General features: G+C 41.4%; 21 protein-coding genes. 5 read left to right on the top strand and 16 right to left on the bottom strand.

Annotated features, from left to right (window positions below; translation table 11 throughout):
* From JIG37_RS12900 to JIG37_RS12845, 12 genes are all read right to left on the bottom strand, one after another.
* Nucleotides 1-758 (bottom strand): transposase (locus JIG37_RS12900; RefSeq protein ID WP_199529512.1); only part of this gene is annotated, 758 nt, incomplete at its 3' end.
* Nucleotides 759-949: 191 nt separating this feature from the next.
* Nucleotides 950-1,162 (bottom strand): (Na+)-NQR maturation NqrM, encoded by a 213-nt coding sequence (gene nqrM, locus JIG37_RS12895; RefSeq protein WP_055020649.1) that lies wholly within the window; start codon nt 1,160-1,162, stop codon nt 950-952.
* A gap of 336 nt (nt 1,163-1,498) precedes the next feature.
* Entirely contained in the window at nt 1,499-2,530 is a 1,032-nt protein-coding gene (locus JIG37_RS12890) for an FAD:protein FMN transferase (protein WP_138618069.1), read from the bottom strand.
* A 113-nt stretch (nt 2,531-2,643) separates the two neighbouring features.
* Nucleotides 2,644-3,870 (bottom strand): NADH:ubiquinone reductase (Na(+)-transporting) subunit F, encoded by a 1,227-nt coding sequence (nqrF, locus tag JIG37_RS12885; protein WP_054554282.1) that lies wholly within the window; start codon nt 3,868-3,870, stop codon nt 2,644-2,646.
* A 19-nt stretch (nt 3,871-3,889) separates the two neighbouring features.
* A complete protein-coding gene (gene nqrE / locus JIG37_RS12880; protein WP_016708692.1) occupies nt 3,890-4,498 on the bottom strand; it encodes an NADH:ubiquinone reductase (Na(+)-transporting) subunit E in 609 nt (202 codons plus the stop codon).
* 10 nt (nt 4,499-4,508) lie between these two features.
* Entirely contained in the window at nt 4,509-5,141 is a 633-nt protein-coding gene (locus tag JIG37_RS12875; RefSeq protein WP_054554281.1) for an NADH:ubiquinone reductase (Na(+)-transporting) subunit D, read from the bottom strand.
* Nucleotides 5,141-5,893, bottom strand: a complete 753-nt coding sequence (locus JIG37_RS12870) for a Na(+)-translocating NADH-quinone reductase subunit C (RefSeq protein WP_054554280.1) — start codon at nt 5,891-5,893, stop codon at nt 5,141-5,143. The genes JIG37_RS12875 and JIG37_RS12870 overlap by 1 nt, the downstream gene beginning before the upstream one ends.
* Nucleotides 5,886-7,088 (bottom strand): NADH:ubiquinone reductase (Na(+)-transporting) subunit B, encoded by a 1,203-nt coding sequence (locus JIG37_RS12865; RefSeq protein ID WP_054554279.1) that lies wholly within the window; start codon nt 7,086-7,088, stop codon nt 5,886-5,888. The genes JIG37_RS12870 and JIG37_RS12865 overlap by 8 nt, the downstream gene beginning before the upstream one ends.
* Before the next feature lie 4 nt (nt 7,089-7,092).
* Nucleotides 7,093-8,436, bottom strand: a complete 1,344-nt coding sequence (locus JIG37_RS12860; RefSeq protein WP_054562348.1) for a Na(+)-translocating NADH-quinone reductase subunit A — start codon at nt 8,434-8,436, stop codon at nt 7,093-7,095.
* 348 nt (nt 8,437-8,784) lie between these two features.
* Complete coding sequence (gene fabV, locus JIG37_RS12855) at nt 8,785-9,978, bottom strand: enoyl-ACP reductase FabV (protein ID WP_199529511.1); 1,194 nt, start codon at nt 9,976-9,978, stop codon at nt 8,785-8,787.
* 222 nt (nt 9,979-10,200) lie between these two features.
* On the bottom strand, nt 10,201-10,512 hold the full coding sequence (locus JIG37_RS12850; RefSeq protein WP_054554277.1) for a BolA/IbaG family iron-sulfur metabolism protein: 312 nt from the start codon (nt 10,510-10,512) through the stop codon (nt 10,201-10,203).
* Nucleotides 10,513-10,585: 73 nt separating this feature from the next.
* The gene (locus JIG37_RS12845; RefSeq protein WP_054554276.1) at nt 10,586-11,173 is read right to left on the bottom strand and encodes an alpha-ketoglutarate-dependent dioxygenase AlkB; all 588 of its coding nucleotides are present in this window, start codon (nt 11,171-11,173) and stop codon (nt 10,586-10,588) included.
* Nucleotides 11,174-11,214: 41 nt separating this feature from the next.
* Between JIG37_RS12845 and JIG37_RS12840 the strand changes: the two genes are divergently transcribed.
* Genes JIG37_RS12840 through JIG37_RS12825 form a run of 4 tightly spaced genes read left to right on the top strand, consistent with a single transcriptional unit; the run spans nt 11,215 to nt 14,958 of the window.
* The gene (locus JIG37_RS12840) at nt 11,215-12,348 is read left to right on the top strand and encodes a methyltransferase (RefSeq protein ID WP_199529513.1); all 1,134 of its coding nucleotides are present in this window, start codon (nt 11,215-11,217) and stop codon (nt 12,346-12,348) included.
* Nucleotides 12,349-12,361: 13 nt separating this feature from the next.
* Nucleotides 12,362-12,913 carry a YajG family lipoprotein gene (locus JIG37_RS12835; protein ID WP_138618073.1) on the top strand — a complete coding sequence of 184 codons (552 nt, stop codon included), beginning with the start codon at nt 12,362-12,364 and terminating at the stop codon, nt 12,911-12,913.
* 2 nt (nt 12,914-12,915) lie between these two features.
* On the top strand, nt 12,916-13,533 hold the full coding sequence (locus JIG37_RS12830) for a peptidylprolyl isomerase (protein WP_054554273.1): 618 nt from the start codon (nt 12,916-12,918) through the stop codon (nt 13,531-13,533).
* A 36-nt stretch (nt 13,534-13,569) separates the two neighbouring features.
* Nucleotides 13,570-14,958: an MFS transporter gene (locus JIG37_RS12825; protein ID WP_199529510.1), complete on the top strand. Its 1,389-nt coding sequence runs from the start codon at nt 13,570-13,572 to the stop codon at nt 14,956-14,958.
* A gap of 108 nt (nt 14,959-15,066) precedes the next feature.
* Here the strand turns inward: JIG37_RS12825 and JIG37_RS12820 are convergent, their stop codons facing one another.
* Entirely contained in the window at nt 15,067-15,306 is a 240-nt protein-coding gene (locus tag JIG37_RS12820) for a helix-turn-helix transcriptional regulator (RefSeq protein ID WP_054554271.1), read from the bottom strand.
* A gap of 312 nt (nt 15,307-15,618) precedes the next feature.
* Between JIG37_RS12820 and JIG37_RS12815 the strand changes: the two genes are divergently transcribed.
* Nucleotides 15,619-15,792 (top strand): hypothetical protein, encoded by a 174-nt coding sequence (locus JIG37_RS12815; protein ID WP_171043836.1) that lies wholly within the window; start codon nt 15,619-15,621, stop codon nt 15,790-15,792.
* A 42-nt stretch (nt 15,793-15,834) separates the two neighbouring features.
* On the opposite strand, the gene JIG37_RS12810 is transcribed toward JIG37_RS12815, so the two are convergent.
* The 3 genes from JIG37_RS12810 to erpA all read right to left on the bottom strand — a co-directional run bounded on the left by JIG37_RS12810 (nt 15,835) and on the right by erpA (nt 20,442).
* Nucleotides 15,835-18,909, bottom strand: a complete 3,075-nt coding sequence (locus JIG37_RS12810; RefSeq protein WP_199529509.1) for an efflux RND transporter permease subunit — start codon at nt 18,907-18,909, stop codon at nt 15,835-15,837.
* Between the two features lie 2 nt (nt 18,910-18,911).
* The gene (locus JIG37_RS12805; RefSeq protein WP_054554269.1) at nt 18,912-20,003 is read right to left on the bottom strand and encodes an efflux RND transporter periplasmic adaptor subunit; all 1,092 of its coding nucleotides are present in this window, start codon (nt 20,001-20,003) and stop codon (nt 18,912-18,914) included.
* A 100-nt stretch (nt 20,004-20,103) separates the two neighbouring features.
* A complete protein-coding gene (erpA, locus tag JIG37_RS12800; protein WP_036966451.1) occupies nt 20,104-20,442 on the bottom strand; it encodes an iron-sulfur cluster insertion protein ErpA in 339 nt (112 codons plus the stop codon).
* Nucleotides 20,443-20,588: the final 146 nt, after the last annotated feature.

The following is a 20,588-nucleotide window of genomic DNA, read 5'->3' as shown; positions in this document are numbered from 1 at the left end:
CAACGCCCAGTTTGCTCCACAAGTAGCAGGTATGACTTTAACTCAAAAGGTATTCCCTTTGATTTATACTTACTCATGCCACCAATAAAACGAGCTAGTAATTTAGGTTGCTTTGACTCCTTCGCGCTTTCGCATCGCTTTATAAAACTGGTATAGTCCGATTGCTCCGGCGTACTTGCAGCTTTAGCACGAACAGGGTTTAAATCAACATAGGCCATGCAGGCTAAAAGCGCTGATTCATCAAGGAGAGCTTGGCTTTTAAAGCGCCCTTCCCAAAAATGCCCTGTACACTCGTCTTCTTTATTTGCCCGTCTGGCAATATATTCATTTAGCATTCGCATGAACCAACTAATGCTCGAAAGGCGCGCTCTGTATTCTGCAACCTCTTTATTTAAGAAGACTTGTTGACCATCACTTAACGGCTCACCATAAAGGGCTTTTTGACCTAAAGGCGTCATTTTACTGAGCTTAAACCAGCGTAAAAGAATGGCTTTATCCGATAACCTATTTGCTTTTTTATTATCAACATAAAGCACAAGATGCGTATGATTGCTCATCACCGCATAAGCACACACATCAATGCAAAATACCTTTGCAAGAGCAAGCAGACGCTGTTCAACCCACACTCGGCGGTGTTCATATGATTTGCCTGTGAGTGTGTCTTCTCCACAAAGGTAGGCACGTCTAACACAGCGAGATACACAATGATAATATTTGGTATTCGACAAACAGATTTGCCGCTTCCTTGCTAAAGCCATCGTCCACTCCTTGAACTGGTAAATTGAAATGCATTAGCTGTAACTAAAGTGTAGACAAAATCTTTTTTACTGCAAGAATGAGTTCATGGATAAAAGTGACTGTCTTTGTAAATATTCAAAATAGTTTTAAAGTGACTGTCCTTGTAAAATTTAGGTATTAAAAAAGCGCCTTTGGGCGCTTTTTTTTGTGGTTAAAGAATTTGATTCTCTTTCCAGACTTGTTCTTTTGCCATGCGCTTTTTACGCTTGTCACATGGGTCGTCGCAGTCGCAGGCTTTGTCGATACCAACAGCGCCTAGGCCACCACAACTACTGGCCATAGATTTCTTTTGCACAATCATGCCGACAGCCATCGCCGCCACAATTAAAATAAGTAGACCAAATGTAAGAAGAAAAAGTGACATTGCTTTGCCCCTATCGTCAGCAATTAAATCGAGCCCAACTAATTAGGCTGCATGTATTATATACCTAAACGACCTCAAGGTGCGAGTTTCAGTTAGAATTAAAAGCGATTTAGGCAAGGCATTGATTACAAGCAATAGTGGTTCTATTGTTAAAATCAATAACGCGGTATAAATCGCTTTTAAACCAATCCTTTGGTCGCTTCACAGGCGCTTACTCTCATCGTTGTTAGTTCTGGGACTGCCATTGTTGCAAAATAACGCCTTGATATTAAGCTCCTGTGGAACGCAGAATTCTGCATCTTGAGGCTGCTTGGGTATACACGGCTTCTTGCCCTGCTACAAATATGGTTTAAATGCAGGGCTTGAATAAGTTACTAAGCCATTGTCTGACTTACCAATTAAGTACACCGGCAAATCGTGCTCTTCGGCGTATTTCTGCGCCTTTTCCATGCCCATTACTGTAATTGCCGTCGCTAAGCCATCTGCAGTCATCGCTGATGGGTGTAAAACAGTAACTGATACCAAATCATGACGGCTCGGCATACCTGTTACAGGGTCAATTAAGTGGCTATAGGTAACACCATCCATTTCGTAAAAAATTCGGTAATCACCGGATGTCGCAATACCATTAGTACCCGGCTCAATTACTTTATGTACTTTACGCACGCCAGGCTCAGCATCAGGCTGCTCAATAGCTATTTTCCAAGTGATGTTGTTTGGCTTAATACCCGACACACGAAGCTCACCACCAATCTCAACCATATAATTAGTGAAACCATGGCTTTCTATCACTTGTGCTACTTTATCAATACCATAGCCTTTTGCTGTAGCAGAAAACGACAGCTCTAAACCATCAATCGTCTTCATAAGACCAGCATCTGTAAGTTCAAGCTTATCAACACCAATTTTGGCAACCATTGCGGCCAAGGCTTCATCGCTTGGGCGTTTAGTCGGCTTTTTATCTGGACCAAAGCCCCACAAGTCAATAAGTGGCCCCATAGTCACATCTAACGTTTTTGTTGATTCGCCAAGGCGAATTGATTCAGCTACCACGTTTCTAAAATCAGCGCTTATTGGCATTACCTGCCCTGCTGGTAACTGGTTGAACTGGTTAATTTCTGAATCAGGAATGTAAGTCGACATAGATTGATTTACATCTTTAAGCACTTGCTTAATTTCCGGGTGTAAATCAACACCTGCAACCTTTGAAGACTCTGCAAACACCTTAATGTGATAAGTGGTGCCCATTGTCTTACCTTCAAAATAAAGCTCTTCAGCCTTATCTGATTGACCGCAGCCAGCCATGAGTAAAGTCATAGTTAATAGGAAAAAGGCCATCAAGCCTTGGCGATAAAACACTCTATTCATAGCATTCACCTTGTAGATACCACGGAGTTCGGTATAGAAATAAAAAAAGCCTCGTAACACTAAGTGCTACGAGGCCTGTATTCTAACCAAAACTAATTGTTTTGTGTATGGTGTTAGCCACCGAAGTCATCTAATAAGATGTTTTCGTCTTCTACACCAAGATCTTTAAGCATGTTGATAACAGCCGCGTTCATCATTGGAGGACCACACATGTAGAACTCACAATCTTCAGGCGCTTCATGATCTTTCAAGTAGTTTTCATAAAGTACGTTATGGATGAAGCCTGTGTAACCTTCCCAGTTATCTTCTGGTTGTGGATCAGACAGTGCTGTGTGCCATACGAAGTTATCGTTTTCTGCTGCTAAGCCGTCGAAATCTTCTACGTAGAACATTTCACGCTTAGAACGCGCACCATACCAGAAGCTCATCTTACGCTTAGATTGTAAACGCTTAAGTTGGTCAAAGATATGTGAACGCATTGGTGCCATACCTGCACCACCACCTACGAATACCATTTCTGCATCAGTGTCTTTCGCGAAGAACTCACCGAATGGGCCAGAAATAGTCACTTTATCACCTTCTTTTAATGACCAAATGTACGAAGACATTTTACCACATGGAAGGCTTAGGTCTCTTGGCGGCGGCGTAGCGATACGCACGTTAAGCATGATAATGCCTTCTTCTTCTGGGTAGTTAGCCATTGAGTATGCACGAATTGTTTCGTCGTCTACTTTAGACTCCAGATCGAAGAAACCGAAGTGGTTCCAGTCGCCACGATACTCTTCTGGAATATCGAAATCAGCGTATTTAACGTGGTGAGCTGGTGCTTCAATTTGAATATAACCACCGGCACGGAAAGGTACTGACTCGCCATCAGGAATTTGTAACTTAAGTTCCTTGATGAACGTTGCCTTGTTATCGTTAGAGATAACAGTACATTCCCACTTCTTAACACCGAAAATTGACTCTTCAAGTTCAATTTCCATGTCGTTCTTAACATTTACCTGACACGCTAAACGGCAGCCTTCACGAGCTTCACCTTTAGAGATGTGATCAAGTTCTGTCGGTAAGATATCGCCGCCACCTTCTTTGATGTGTACACGACACTGACCACAAGAGCCACCGCCACCACATGCAGATGAAACGAAGATACCTGAATCAGCTAGCGCGCCTAATAGCTTGCTACCTGCAGATGTTTTAATAGCTTTTTCTGGGTCGCCATTAATTCCGATGATGATATCGCCGCTTGCTACTAATTTAGATTTAGCACCAATGATAACTAAAACTAAAATAACAACGATAGCGATGAAAACACCAACGCCTAAGAAAATCTCATTCATGATTTATCCTCGCTACCTATTAAAGTGAAATACCAGAGAATGACATAAAGCCAAGACCCATAAGACCAACAGTGATGAAAGTAATACCTAAACCACGTAAGCCATCAGGAACGTCTGAGTACTTCATTTTTTCACGGATACCAGCAAGTAAAGTAATTGCTAGTGCCCAGCCCACACCTGAACCGATACCATAAACAACAGACTCGCCGAAGTTATAGTTACGCTCAACCATGAAAGATACCGCACCGAAGATCGCACAGTTAACTGTGATCAGTGGTAAGAAGATACCTAACGCGTTGTAAAGTGCAGGGAAGAACTTATCTAATGCCATTTCAAGAATTTGTACAAGTGCTGCAATAACACCGATGAAAGTCAAGAAACGTAAGAAGCTAAGGTCTGCTTCTGGGTAGCCAAGCCACTCTAATGCACCTGGTGCAAGAACAGCGTGATAAACCAAGTTATTTACAGGTACTGAGATACCTAGTACCACGATAACTGCCACACCTAGGCCGATTGACGTTGTTACTTTCTTTGATACAGCAAGGAAAGTACACATACCTAGGAAGAAGGCTAAAGCTAAGTTTTCAATGAAAACCGCTTTTACAAATAAACTAATATAATGTTCCACTGCTCGCCCCTTACGCTTTTGCTTCTACTTGGTCTTTCTTGAAGGTACGAAGTACCCAGATGAATAAACCAATAATGAAGAATGCACTCGGTGGTAAAATCAATAGACCCATTGGTTGATACCAGCCACCATTTTGTACTAATGGGATAATATCAACACCGAATAGTGAACCTTTACCGAATAACTCACGGATGAAACCAACAGTTAGTAGTACTACTGAGTAGCCTAAACCGTTACCGATACCATCTAAGAAAGACATTAACGGTGGTGACTTCATTGCGTATGCTTCAGCACGACCCATTACGATACAGTTTGTAATGATTAGACCAACGAATACTGAAAGCTCTTTAGCAGTTGCATAAGAGAATGCTTGCAGTACTTGGTCAACAACGATTACAAGTGATGCGATGATCGTCATTTGCACGATAATACGTACAGATGATGGGATGTGGTTACGAATTGACGAAATAAACAAGCTAGAAAACGCAGTTACTAGTGTCAATGCGATTGACATGATTAGTGCATTTTTTAAGCTTGATGTTACCGCTAGCGCAGAACAAATACCTAGTACTTGTAATGCGATCGGGTTATTTGCGAATACCGGGCCAAATAGGACCGACTTCATTTCTTTAGTATCAGCCATTATTTCAACGCTCCTTCACGTACTTTCGCAAGGAATGGACCAAAGCCATGCTCGCCAGTCCAGAAGTCAACTGTGTGATCAACACCGTTTGAAGTTAATGTTGCACCAGAAAGACCATCGATTTGATGTTCGTTCTTCGCACCGCTCTTCATGATATTGATTGGTAACTCTTTACCTTGCCATTTAGCAGTCCATTGTGGATTTTGGATTTCACCACCTAGACCTGGCGTTTCGTTGTGCTTGAAGAAGTTGATGTTTTTAACTGTTTCACCATCGCTTTCAAGCGCTAAGAAGCCGTACATTACACCCCAAAGGCCATAACCTTGGATTGGTAGAATGATTGCGTCTGTAGAACCATCAGATTTCTTCGAAATATATACAGGTGAATTTTTTGTCATACGCTGAATACCAGCGATGTCTTTAATTCCTTCTGCTTTCAACGCAAAGCTACGAGCTTGGTCGAATTTTGTTTTCTCGAAGTCAAATGAGTTAGGATCAGCACCTTCAACAAACTCACCTGTGTTCATGTCTACAACACGTGCTTCAATTTTTGAGTTAAAGGTATCTGACACAGTACCTGATACTTCAATGCCTGCAGCCGCTAAGATATTACGTTGGATATCTTGTGTTTTGTTAGCTTGCTGTAAAGGACGAAGCTGAACTGAAGCAAACGATACGATAATTGCACACACTAAACATAGTGCAACAACAACGGTTAGCGTTTTGCCGATTGATTCGTTATTACTAGACATTACGTGCCAACCTCCGCTTGATATTAGCTTGCACTACAAAGTGATCGAATAATGGTGCAAATAAGTTAGCAAATAAGATTGCTAGCATCATACCTTCTGGGAATGCCGGGTTAACAACACGGATCATTACAACCATAAAGCCGATTAACGCACCGTAAGCGAACTTACCTTTGTCTGTGAATGATGCAGATACAGGGTCTGTTGCCATGAAGAACATACCAAATGCAAAACCACCAAGAACTAAGTGCCAGTGCCAAGGCATAGCAAATACAGCGTTAGTTTCTGAACCAATTGTATTTAGTAAGAATGCCGTTGCAACCATACCTAGGAATACACCTAGTACGATACGCCATGAAGCGATACGCACGTAAATTAGGAATAAACCACCGATTAATAGTGCTAGTGTTGACGTCTCACCCATAGAACCTTGAATGAAACCGTAGAACGCATTCCACCATAGCTCCATGTTGCTGTAATCAAGTGAACCAACAACAGCTTGGCCAAGCATAGTTGCACCAGAGAATGAATCTACTGCTGTCCATACTGTGTCACCTGAAATTTGCGCTGGGTATGCGAAGAATAAGAACGCACGACCGGCAAGAGCAGGGTTAAGGAAGTTACGACCTGTACCACCAAAGATTTCTTTAGCGATTACAACACCAAACGTAATACCTAGTGCAACTTGCCATAAAGGAATCGTTGCAGGCAGGATTAGTGCAAATAATACAGATGTTACGAAGAAACCTTCATTTACTTCGTGCTTACGCACTGAAGCAAATAGCACTTCCCAGAAACCACCCACAGCAAATGTTACTGCGTATATTGGTAAGAAGAAGCAGGCACCGTAAAACATTTTCGCGCCCCAACCAGAGTCAGCAGTTAATTCACCACCGAATAATTGGAACAAACCAACTTGCCATGTGTTTGCTAGTTCAAAACCTTGCGCTAAAGCACCTGCGGCCTGATGACCGATGTTGAACATACCAAAGAACATTGCAGGGAACGTCGCCATCCACACTAAAATCATCATACGTTTTAGGTCGATGTTATCGCGAACGTGTGTTTTGCCTTTATTTACATAACCAGGCGTGTAGAAAATAGTCGCTGCAGCTTCGTAAAGCGCATACCATTTTTCGTGTTTACCACCCGGTTCAAAATGCGGCTCAATATCTTCTAGAAATTTCTTTAAACCCATCTCTCTAGCCTTCCTTCTCGATCGTAGTCAAGCAATCGCGTAGGATTGAACCGTACTCGTATTTACCTGGACAAACGAAGGTACATAATGCTAAATCTTCTTCATCAAGCTCTAGCGCACCTAACGAAATAGCACCATCAAGATCACGTGCGATTAAATCACGTAATAATAGTGTAGGTAGGATGTCTAAAGGCATAACACGCTCATAGCTACCAATTGGAACCATGGCACGCTTCGAACCACCTGTTGAAGTCGTCATGTTAAATAGACGGCTAGGAGCAAGGTGAGATAAGAAGGTACGTGTTACTGAGAACTTGTTAGCACCTGGTGCGATCCAACCGAATAGCTCTTTTTCGCGACCTTCAAGTAATACTGATACTTGAACATGGTAACGACCTAAGAACGCGTGTGGACCTTGAGAGATAGCGCCTGATAATACAGAACCAGAAATTACACGGTTATCACCGTCTTCTAATTCACCAGCAACTAAATCATCTAAAGATGCACCTAGCTGAGTTTTCACTAAGCGTGGGTTTTTAACACGTGGACCAGCAAGCGAAACAACACGGTCTGTGAAGATTTCACCTGTTAGGAATAAATTACCAAACGCGATTACGTCTTGGTAACCTAAGTGCCAAACCTGCTTGCTTGCAGAAACTGGGTCTAAGTTATGAATGTGTGTACCAACAAGACCTGCCGGGTGCTTACCACCAAACTCATGTACTTCTACTTGAGGGATTGATGAACTAGGCACTTGGCTACCAGCTTGTTTACAAACAAATACTTTGCCGTCAGTTAAACGAGATACCACAGCTAAACCAGCTTCAAATGCTTGAGTGTTCTCAGCAATGATTACTGCAGGATCTGCAGCTAGCGGGTTAGTGTCGATAGCCGTTACAAAGATAGAGCTAGGATTTGCATCCAAAGCAGCTACTCTGCTGAATGGGCGAGCACGTAGTGCTGTCCATTGACCTGACTGAACTAGTACTTCTTTCACTTTTTCACGGTCTAAGCCCGAAAGCTCGTCGGCCTTGAAAGAGTCAAAGGTGATTTGCTCACTGCCATTAACTTCAATAACAACAGATTGCAGCACACGTTTAGCACCACGATTGATTTCTTTAACTACCCCAGAAGCTGGTGCAGTAAATAAGACGCCTGGGTTCTTTTTGTCTTCAAAAAGTACCTGGCCTTTTTTGACTTGGTCATCCACGCGAACATGCATGGTTGGACGCATACCAATATATTCTTCACCTAGCACAGCTACACGTTTGACGGCAGAACCGTCGTGAATAACTTGCTGAGGTGCGCCCTCTATCGGTAAATCCAGACCTTTTTTTATGTTGATCATACGCACTTGCATTACATTAACGGAAAGAAACTGAAAAATCGTACCAACCACGTCGCCATTTGATATGCTCAAGTTAAACTCTAAGTATCAAAGAATAGCCTGTTTAACACCCCAAACAAGCAACGCAGTAAACTCCTCACATATATTGCCCGAATTTTAACATCAATCAGGGTGACTATGCGAGAGCAAATATGAAATTTATACGACAGATACGGTTATTTAGACTACAAAAACCTTTTGAATAAAATTCAATATAGACCAAAGTGCTATTGATGATGTTTTATTTTCATCCAGAAACAAAAAAGTCGCTTAAAAAAGCGACTTTACAAAATCAAGTTTGTTCAGCGATTAATCGATCAGCTGTGAAATCGCAACATCAGGATTCACATCTTGCTCGTAATCTACACTCTCGATACCAAAACCGAATAAACGTAAAAACTCATTATGGTAACCCACGTAATCCGTTAATTCGTCAATTGTATCTGTATCCACTGTATCCCAAACATGTTGTACACGAGCTTGAACATCATCTTCTAACTCTTTGTAGTTTTGGAATAAATGACCACCTTCGTCAAAACGTGGTGTTTCACCGTAAAGGTTTTCAGTAAATAGTGAGTGAATTTGCTCAATGGTACCTTCGTAAGTACCGTCTGCTTTCATTACTTTGAATAAAGCAGAGATATATAAAGGCATAATTGGAATTGCCGAGCTTGCTTGTGTCACAACCGCATTTAATGAAGAAACATACGCTTCGCCATTTAAGCCTTTTGTTGACTCTTTGATTGCTTGCGTTGCACGGTCAAGATCTTCTTTCGCTTTACCAATTGTCGCATGACCGTAAATTGGCCACGTTAACTCTTTACCGATATAAGTGTAAGCAGTCGTTTTGAAGTTATCAGCAAGTACATCTGCTTCTTTTAATGCGTCAATCCACATTTCCCAATCTTCACCGCCCATTACTTTAATTGTATTGTCGATGTCTTCTTGGCTTGCTGCTTCAACCGTTACTTCATCAATCACACGCTTTGAAGTGTTTAGGTTCTTCGTAGTGATATCTGAGCCAATAGGCTTAAGTGTTGATGAGTAAGTCTCACCTGTATTTGGATCAGTACGACGAGGTGAAGCAAGGCTGTAAACAACTAAATCAATTTTACCTAGATCAGCTTTGATAGTATCAATTGCTTTTTGCTTGATTTCGTTAGAAAACGCGTCGCCATTGATATTTTTAGACCATAAACCAGCTTCTTCAGCGGCTGCTTGGAATGCTGCTGTGTTGTACCAACCTGCAGAACCCGTTTTGCGTTCGCTACCTTCTTTTTCAAAGAAAATACCTAACGTTTTAGCACCGCCACCAAATGCAGCCGTGATACGTGATGCTAGGCCGTAACCTGTAGACGCACCTATCACTAATACATTCTTAGGTGCATTGCTCAGTGGTCCTTGCGCTTTCACATAATTAATTTGTTCTTGTACGTGCTCAGCACACCCTACTGGATGCGCGTTAGTGCAGATAAATCCACGAATTTTCGGCTTAATGACCATTGATCATCCTATATCTATCACAATAAAAATTAGCGCTAGTTTAAAGGCTAATAGTTAAAATACAGGTCTGATCAGTAAAACTTTTCAGACCCACGTAAATTTTTCGAGCTTAAAACACCCAAGTAACCAGCAGTCTAGAGTGACTGTCCTTCTAACTTTGAGTGACTGTCCTGCTAACTTTGAGTGACTGTCTTTCTAACTTTGAGTGACTGTCCTGCTAATTTAGTCGAACTTTGAGCCGCCTAAGCACTTTGGTGATTCAGGTGCCTGTCCATGTTGTTCACTGAACTCTTCGGGAGTAAATGTGTGAATCGCTAATGCATGAATGTGATTTGCTAATTCATCTTTTAATAGCTCATTAATTTGACGATGACGGGCAAGTAAACGTTTACCTGCAAATTCTTCACTCACAACCACCACTTTAAAATGCGACTCAGTTCCACGACTATGCATATGGCTTTCATTGACAACATTCAGGTGTTTACATTCGATACCCGCAGCAAGCTTTTGCTCAATTTGTTGTTGCATTGACATGTGTCATAGACCTTTCATAAGAAAATAATTGCCAGCTACTATATCAAGGGCATGGCTCAATTTGCCAATGATTTTATATGATTGAACGAAAGGTAAGGTTAATTCGAGGGTGTTTGAGTCTTTGCTGCTTCGGCAAACTATGCTGGTAATCGCGCTGGCTAAAACCATTCATGATTAAACAGCTACCACTTTGCAGCACAATGCTATATTGTTCATTTTTATATTTGTGCTTTATTTTAAATACCCGTTCGGCCCCTAGTGATACAGACGCGATTGTTGGTTGCTCACCAAGTTCTTTCTCATCGTCACTATGCCAGCCCATACAATCATGACCATCTCGATACAAATTAACTAAAAGCGCATTAAATGGTATCTGCAAAGTTCTTGATAAGCGTACACGCATAGCATCAAGTATCTCTGGCCAAGGCTCAACGATTAATTTTGAACCCGAGTAACCATAATTTACGTTCTGATCAGCAATAAAGCATTGCAAACGCGGGATCACATGGCTTTTTCCGTACACTTTTATAGCCGGTTGCTGCCAATTGAGCTGCTGCTGAAGAAAGTAAAATAACTCGAGGCTTTTTTGCGCACTCAATGTATTGGCTTGGTAAGAAAACCCATCAGGTAGATGATTAGGGTTGGCGTTTGGCTGTTGCATGTTAGAATTTACCTATACATTAATACTTTCGTAAAATCATGATGACCACCCAAGCACAGCTCGGTGATAACACCTATACCCTAGAACGCTTTCCGTTAGATCAAAAAAATCGCAGTCTTCAAGCATGGGACTCTGGCGATGAATATCTTGTCAATTATGTACAAGAGCACTACCCACATGCAAATTCAATCCTGATACTCAATGACAGCTTTGGCGCTTTAGCCTGTGCCTTTAATACGTTAACAGTTTATTCAGTTAACGACTCGTATATTGGTCATCAAGCTACCCGTTATAATTTACAAGTCAATGAGCTATCGAGCGAATCACTAACACAGTTGAACTCTTTAGCTGCGTTACCTAATCAGGTTGATTTAGTGATATTAAAAGTGCCACGCAATTTAGGCTATCTTCAGCATCAACTTGCCGCAATCAGTGCAGCTTTACCTGCTGACATTGATGTTATTGCAGCTGGAAAAACGAAAGACATTCATAACTCAACTATAAAGGCTTTTAGTCAGTATATCGGTGAAACATCAACCAGCTTAGCGGTTAAAAAGTCCCGTTTAATTATCAGTAAAACCAGTGGTCTTAATAAAGTAGCCCCCTTTCCTGTTAACTGGCCACTTGAAGGCAGTGAATTTGAAATTCAAAATCATGCCAATGTATTTTCTCGGGACTCATTAGATATCGGCGCGCGCTTTTTCTTTAACTATTTGCCACAAACAAGTAAAGCCCGCAGCATCATTGATTTAGGCTGTGGTAATGGTGTTGTTGGGTTGATGACTCTCAAACGTTGCCCTAAAGCCCATGTAACCTTCGTTGATGAGTCCTACATGGCCGTTGAATCTGCCAAATTGAACATAACTCACAATTTACCTGAGCAATTAGACCAGTGTGAGTTTGTTCAAAACGACTGTTTAACCGATTTTCAACCTGACAGTGTTGACCTTGTTTTATGTAACCCACCATTCCACCAAGCGCAAGCGGTCACCGATCATATCGCTTGGCAAATGTTCAAACAGGCAAAACAAACATTAAAGCACGGTGGTGAATTAAGAATTATTGGTAATCGTCATCTAGACTATCATGAAAAGTTAAAACGCATGTTCGGCAATTGTAAGCTATTAGGATCTAATAAAAAGTTTGTCGTACTAAGTGCTACAAAGAATAATTAATGGAGCTAACTAAATGAAAAAAATACTTCCTTTATGCTTGCTAGCCGCCCTATCTGCGTGTAGCAATCAGCCAAATCAGTTAATTTTGAACCCCGTTTATCAAGGCGGGAAAATTTCAACTATTAACAGTAATGTTAGCACCAGCGTAATTGACTTACGTGGTGACAATGTGACCCTTAAAATCATTGGTTCAGACAAAGTAAAAACGCTTGCAAGCCCTGGAATAGCTGATTCTGTGAAAAGTGCCTTAGACAGTGCTCTAAGCCGTAATGGTGCAAACATTTCAAACTTAGCAACTACACGTTTTGAATTAGATATTCATAAGTTGCAAGCAACTGTCACCGAAAAGATGATGACGCACAGTAGTGCTGCAAATGTGGAGTTTGGTTTAAGAGTGATTAAAAGTACGAGTAACTTTACTAAGATATACCGCGGCAACGCAAATCTTGAAGGACCACTCAGTCATGACCGTGCAAAAATAGAAGGTCAACTTAATAAGTTGACTGAACAGGTTATAACACGCATTGTATCTGACCCAGAATTAATCGCCTATTTAGAAGGTTAACCATGAAACGCATTTTATTACTTAGTTTTTTATTGTTTTTTGCTCACAGTTCATTCGCAGCGACTGAAGGTAAGTTTATTCAAAAAGACAATATGTTTCCGCGCGTAGAAATTGTTACTACGCTTGGCAGTATTGTGGTCGAAATGGATCGTTCACGGGCACCAATTACAGTAAATAACTTTCTAACTTACGTTGCCGATGGTAGCTATCAAGGTAGTGTATTTCACCGTGTTGAACGTGATGAAGACAACGAACGTGATTTTGTAATTCAAGGCGGTGGTTACGATAAAGACTACGATGGTCTGTACGAAGGTGACCCTATTTTCAATGAAAGTGGCAACGGGTTAAAAAACGATATGTATAGTATCGCAATGGCATACCAAGACCGTAAACCACACTCAGGTACGCGTCAATTCTTCTTTAATATGGACGACAACGACCATCTTAATCCAGGTCGTGATTGGGGCTTTGCTGTATTTGGTATGGTCATGGATGGCTACGAAACTCTAGACAAAATCATGCGTGTCGAAACTGCTTTCAATGAAAAAATTGGTTACAGCTTTGTACCCAAAGATCCTGTTGTTATCTTAAACGTAAAAGTGCTTGACGCTAATCAATAACAAATAGGGGCGCACGCCCCTTAAACTGGCAACACTATGACAAAAACCCTTTCTTTTTCAGAGTATTTCTCATACTTCAAAGATAAACGTTTAATTAATATTTTTATTTTTGGTATTAGCAGCGGCTTTCCGTGGGTATTGATTGGCTCTGTCATGTCGGCCTGGCTAAAAGATGAAGGCCTAAGCCGCAGCATGATTGGGTTGTTTGGCATCGTGTTTGGTGCATATAGCATTAACTTTTTATGGTCACCGCTCGTTGACCGTGTAAAGTTACCTTTTTTATTTAACTGGCTAGGCCAGCGCCGTAGCTGGATTTTACTCTGTCAGTCAGTCATTTTTATTGGTACCTTTTCGCTTGCAGGGCTCGATATCAAAGCCAACCTTTGGTTTGCTGCCGCACTGTGTTTAGTGATTGCAATAGCATCTGCAACTCAAGACATTGCTATTGATGCATTTCGTATCGACACTTTGGCAGAAAATGAGAGCCATAAAGCCACCGCAGCGGCAGCAATGGCAACCTCAGGTTGGTGGAGCGGCTATGCTCTATTAGGCGCCCTACCGTTTTATATGGCCGACATTCCTTCAATTGATTGGCCACAAGTTTACTTTTTCCTATCTGTCGTGATGCTGCTATTAATGAGCAGCGTATTTTGGGCGAAAGAACCAGAATCAAATCGCGATGCAGTTCAAGCAGAGCTTGAGCAAACCTATCAACAAAAGCTGGCTGGTAGTACGCAAACTCGCTTTGCTAAAGTTATTGCATGGCTTGCTGTAACCGTTTTTGATCCTTTTAGAACCTTCTTCGCCCGTAACGGGGTAAAAACAGCATTGGCTTTATTAGCTTTTATTTTCTTATTTAAAATCGGCGAGGCCTTCTTAGGGCGAATGTCTATCGTGTTTTATAAAGAAGTGGGCTTCTCGAATAGCGATATTGCTACCTTCTCAAAAGTAGGTACGGCAGTACTTACTATCGCTTTCACCTTTCTAGGTAGTTTGTTTAACCAACGATATGGCATTGTTAAAGGCTTATTTATTAGTGGTATTGCGATGGCAGCCTCAAATCTCGCCTTCGCTTGGATTGCTATAGCAGGCCCTAAATTGAGCCTTTACGCGTTTGCAATCATTATTGATGGTTTTACACAGGCTTGGTCTCTCGTTGCCATGGTGGCGTTTATATCTATGCTTTGCGACCGAGCATTTAGTGCCACTCACTATGCGCTACTTGCATCATTAGGTAATTTAGGTAGAACTTTACTTTCAAGTTATAGCGGCGTGCTCATTGATGACTGGTTAGGAGGAAATTGGGCGATGTTCTTTGTAGTGACAGCACTTATGGTTTTACCTTCATTAATTTTCTTATTTTTAATTAGGCATAAGCTTTATGCACTAGAAAACAACTATCATCAAAGGGATTTAACAAGTTAGATACGAAAGTAATTTTAGAGGAGAGATAAATGGTGAAATTTTAATAGCGCCTCCCTGCACTATTTGTATTACTTTAGTAGTGTTATTTCACCACAAAGCACTAAAAAATTATGCGTCTTTTAGCAAATTAAGACCTTCGTACGGGTCAACTTCTAAAGCATCACAATAACGTATGAATTCAATAACATCTAGTCGACGTTCTTGGTTTTCAATTTTACCGATAAAAGAATGCGGTGTACCTAAAACCTGCGCAAGGCTACGCATTGTGTGACCTTTCTCGTGGCGTTTAGTTTTAAGCCATTTCGTTAATTTCGAGTTTTCTTCAGAAGAAACTGTTTTACCCATCATAAAATACATCTCCTACTAGATGATTTAAATTAATAAACTTAAGAGTGAAATTTGCCCGTCTCACTCTTGGATACATTATATACTAATAATTTTCACTTTGAATTATTAATTATACAAATGTCCACCTTTTAGGTATGGACCTTATTAGTATACATGTCTTAGTGTAGCTAAAATTAAAGCATGTGCTCTATAGTTAACTGGTTAACTGTACCAAAAAATTGATCAATTGGAAGTCAAACAAGATGAAAGTATCGCTTTAAATTCTGCATATTTATGCTTAAAGTGTACGTAAATACTGAAAAAGGCTAAGAAATGTTTCGTATATTATTTTTGTTGCCAATTGTACTGTGTGTAGCATGGTACCTATTTTTAAAACACAATCGAGTACCAATTAAGCAAGGTAAAAATGGCTTTGTATACATTTTGGTCGCATCAGCGTTAGTTTTAGGCTTCTTTTTACTGATGATTAAAGTGACCCAACACTAGGGTCACTCATTTTTAATTAATCGGTAACGAATTTACCTATTACTATCTACGGCGATCTCGCAGCATTAACAAGCACGGTGTAAGCACAAGTGTCAACACCGTGGCAAATGTTAAACCACCCGCAACGGCTGTTGCCAATTGCACCCACCACTGAGTAGATGGCGCACCAAAATCAATGTGACGGTTAAATAAATCAATATTCACTTGGAGTACCATTGGCATCAATCCCAAAATGGTGGTAACAGTCGTTAGCAATACCGGACGCAAACGCTGTGCACCGGTTCGCAAAATCGCATCTTTGGCAGCCAGACCTTGGCTTCGTAAAACATTATAGGTATCAATCAATACTATATTGTTATTAACCACAATACCTGCAAGCGAAATAACCCCAATACCTGACATCACAATACCAAACGGTTGCTGTAATACGATTAAACCTAAGAACACACCCACAGTTGAAAATAGCACAGCACTTAAAATCAAAAATGCTTGATAAAAGCTATTAAATTGCGTCACCAAAATGATACCCATCACAAATAGAGCAACCACAAAAGCCTGCTCAAGAAAGGCTTCTGATTCATCTTGATCTTCAGTTTCACCACGCACTTTAATTTTCACGCGAGGGTCTAATCCTTGCTCTTCTAATTGCGCTTGTAAGCGCGGCAATGCCTTGGCAAGTTGTTCACCCGGCTTCATGTCTGCATTAACGGTAACAACGCGCTGAGAATCTACACGACGGATAGTATCGACTTTAGGCGCTGCTTGACGCTCAACAAAGTGACTAATGGGCACTTGCCCGTGTATGGTTTTTACACGCAGCGTTTCAAGACGCCCTAAATCACGTTTGTCATGGGGGAAACGTACGCGAATATCAATCTCGTCATCCACATCATCTGGACGGTATTCCCCTAATTTCAAGCCATTGGTAATAAGCTGAACATTTGCCCCTAACATACTGGCATCGGCACCAAAACGAGCCGCATCCGAACGGTTCAATTTAAGTTGCCATTCAATACCTGGTTTTGAAGCACTGTCATCAACATTTCGAAACGCGCCATCATTCTCGATAGCTTGCCTTACTCGTTTAGCTTCACTGTTAAGCACATCAACAAACCGAGAGCTCAGCTCAATGCTTAACGCTTTACCACCACCCGGGCCGTTTTCATCTTTACGAAGTTCAATTTCTACACCGGCATAACTTGCCGTGATTTCGTTAACTTGGCTGATAATATCTTCTGCGGGCGGACGCTCATCCCAATCTTTTAGATTCATTCTAAACGTGCCTACTTGATCTTTACCACCAGTACGGGCGTACAAAGTTTTTATACCTTCCACTTTTAGGATGCGCGACTCAATATCTTTCATGATCACGTCTTTTTCAAAGATGGATAAGTCACTGTAAGAACGTACTTTGATATTGACGCCATTTGGCTCAACATCAGGAAAGAACTCAACGCCAAGCTTAGAAATAGCAAAGGCAAAAAACACCATAATAGAAAACACAATTGCAGCAGCAAGGCTCCACCAAGGGCGCTCTGTTGCATAATCAAGCACTCGAATATAACGCCCAAGCATTCCTTTAATTTGTGTTAAATCGCCAGACTCTGCTAACTCTAAATCATGTTTTTGCTGCTCAGAAAGCGGCCTTGATTTACCTATTAGTCCACCAATAGTTGGTACAAACACCAGTGCCATAAGTAATGACGCAGACAAAGTAGCAATAAGTGTAATCGGCAAGTATTTCATAAACTCGCCCATCATTCCCGGCCAAAATATCAGCGGGGCAAAGGCCGCTAATGTTGTTGCCGTAGAGGCGATAATTGGCCATGCCATTCGTTCTGCAGCCAGTTTATATGCAACCTTGCGCGGTTTGCCTTCACTCATTGCTCTGTCTGCAAACTCACTAACAACAATTGCGCCATCCACCAGCATACCGACAGCCATGATGAGCGCAAAGAGCACCACGATATTCACCGTTAAACCAAACACAGAGATCACTAAAATCCCCGTTAAGAATGAACCGGGAATGGCAATACCCACTAAAAATGCCGTGCGCGCACCAAGTACCGCCACAATAACGATAACCACCAATAATACGGCAGACAGCACATTATTTTGCAGATCAGAAAGCATCATCTTTACGTCTTTTGACATGTCGCCGGTGTAATCAACGCGTATATGATCAGGCCATATTTTCTTGGCCTCATTGACCACTTGCTTCACTTGTTCGACCGTATCAATAATATTTTCACCAGCACGTTTTTTTACTTCCAGCGAAACCGCATGGCGGCCATTAATACGTGCGATTGAGGTTGGGTCTTTATACGCTCGACGAATTTTTGCTACGTCCATAAAACGTACCACCCTATCGCCAACGACTTTCACGGGTTGCTCCATGACATCCTGAATCGTCTCAAACACGGATGGGATTTTTACAGCAAAGCGTCCTTTACCAGTATCAAGTGTACCGGCAGCAACTAAGCGGTTGTTATTTGATAGCAGTTGAATGATGTCACTCGGTTCTAAGCCATAAGAAATCATCGCCAGTGGATCGACCTCAATTTCGACCATGTCCTCGCGATCACCACCTACATCAACTTCTAATACGCTAGAAATGCTTTCTAGTTCATCTTTAAGATTACGAGCAAGGGTTAACAAACCTCGTTCTGGCGCATCACCGGACAAAGTTAATGTAATAGTCGGTTGCTCGTCTTCCATCAAAATTTCATGAACTTCTGGTTCTTCTGATTCAGAAGGCAGTTTCGCCTTAGCTAAGCTGACTTTATCTCGTACATCAGCTAAGGCTTCTTTGGGATCCATACCCGCGATAAATTCAAGGGTCACAGAGGCATGCCCTTCACTTGCCACCGCTGACATTTCTTTTACGCCTTCAATCGAGCGGAGCTCAATCTCCATTGGCCTAACTAATAGCCGCTCAGCATCTTCAGGGGAAATACCGTCATGAATAATCGACACATAAATAAAAGGAATGGTGACATCAGGATTCGCTTCTTTAGGGATGGTTTGATATGTCACCCAGCCCGAGATCAGCAACAAGATGAAAATAGATAAAACTGTACGCGTGTGAGTCAACGACGCTTCGATTAAGTTTTTCATACTTAGTTGCTCGTAGCTTCAGTAAACACGGGCTCAACTTTATCACCGGCACGCACAAAACCTTGACCAAGGGTAATGACATTTGCTTGTTCGCCTAAACCCCAAAGCCAAACCCCCTGCTCGGTACTTTTAGCCAGATTCACCGATTTAAACTCAACAATATTATCGTCATTCACGACTTTTACGCCGATATTACCTTGCTCATCAAGGGCCATAAAAGCTGGGCTTAATAACATTGCAGGCTCAGTTGGCAACTCAATATTAAGCTGAGTCGAAAAACCTGCTTTATATTTCATTCCTGGGTTTTCAAACGCCGCTTCGATGCGAAATGTATTCGTGCTGTCATCAGCAACAGATGCAATATAACGAATACGACCAGGATAGGTTTTGTCATTTAAAACATGAGCAAAAGTAGCTTGCCCGACTTCTAAGCCTTGCACTTCTTTTTGGGTTGCATCGGCTCTAACAATTAACGGGTCTAAATCAGCGAGCTGTAAAATAGGGTCGCCTATGCCAACATAATCACCAATTTCGACTAAACGTTTGTTAATAACGCCATCAAAAGCAGCGCGTACTTCAGTGCGCTCTAGTTTTAATTCAAGGCTAACTAAGGTTGCTTTAGCCTGTTGCAACATAGCTTGCGCTTGCATGGTTAATACTTTGTTCTGTAAACCTTGCTGATTTAGCTTAAGGGCGCCTTCGTATTCAGTTTGATACTGTGCCACTAAGGCTTCTGCTGATGTAATTTGGGCGGCTAAATCAGACTTATCGAGGCGTAAAATAACCTGTTCTTGTTTTACAAACTGACCTTCTTCAACCAAGATTTCGAGTACTTGTCCTGCTTGCCTAGCGCTAATATTTGCGATTTTGTCAGGCTCTGATTTACCGTAAAAGGTCAGGTTTTTATTTATTTTCTTAGCAACTAATGACATCACCTGCACTTTAGGCAAGCGCTCTTGGGCTTGTTCTTTACTTTGCTGCGCGTTTTGATCTGCTTTGCTATCGCCGGATAGCATCCACAATATAATCACCAAAACAATGGCGATAGCTAAAATATAGGGTTTCTTTTCTATAGTTGTAGTTATATTTGGCAACGCAAAATTCCTTCTAATAATGCGTAAAATTTAGCAGAGGCAGGATATTATGAGAAGTTAAAGCAATAAAAAAGCCACATCAAGTGGCTTTCATAAATAATTAAACGCTGAAGCTGGCTCCGCAACCACAGGTTGTAGTTGCGTTCGGGTTATTCACAAAAAAGCGAGCCCCTTCAAGGCCTTCTGTGTAATCAACGGTACCATCAACTAGGTATTGAATACTCATAGGGTCAACAACTAGCGTTACACCATTTTTAACAATTTCTAAATCGCCAGGGTTAGCTTTTTCATCAAAAGTAAAACCATATTGGAAACCTGAGCAACCACCACCCGTAACGTATACACGTAGCTTTAGATCAGGATTTTCTTCTTCCTCGATTAACTGTTTAACGCGAACAGCTGCTGCATCGCTGAACTTGATTGGCAACTCATCTGACATACCAAAACCCTCAAAACCTATAATGGTCGCAATTATCTAATACCCGAGTATTTTAATCAAGTATCGCCTCCCATTGAAAATATTTTAGTATAGGATTGGCTAACATATTCGCATTGAACTAACATTTAATTGTAGTACTTTTTACC

The organism is Pseudoalteromonas sp. bablab_jr010 (assembly GCF_016464105.1).
Lineage (GTDB): Bacteria > Pseudomonadota > Gammaproteobacteria > Enterobacterales > Alteromonadaceae > Pseudoalteromonas > Pseudoalteromonas simplex.
Note: the sequence above shows the minus strand (reverse complement) of the source record. Positions and strands in the feature narration are given on the sequence as shown.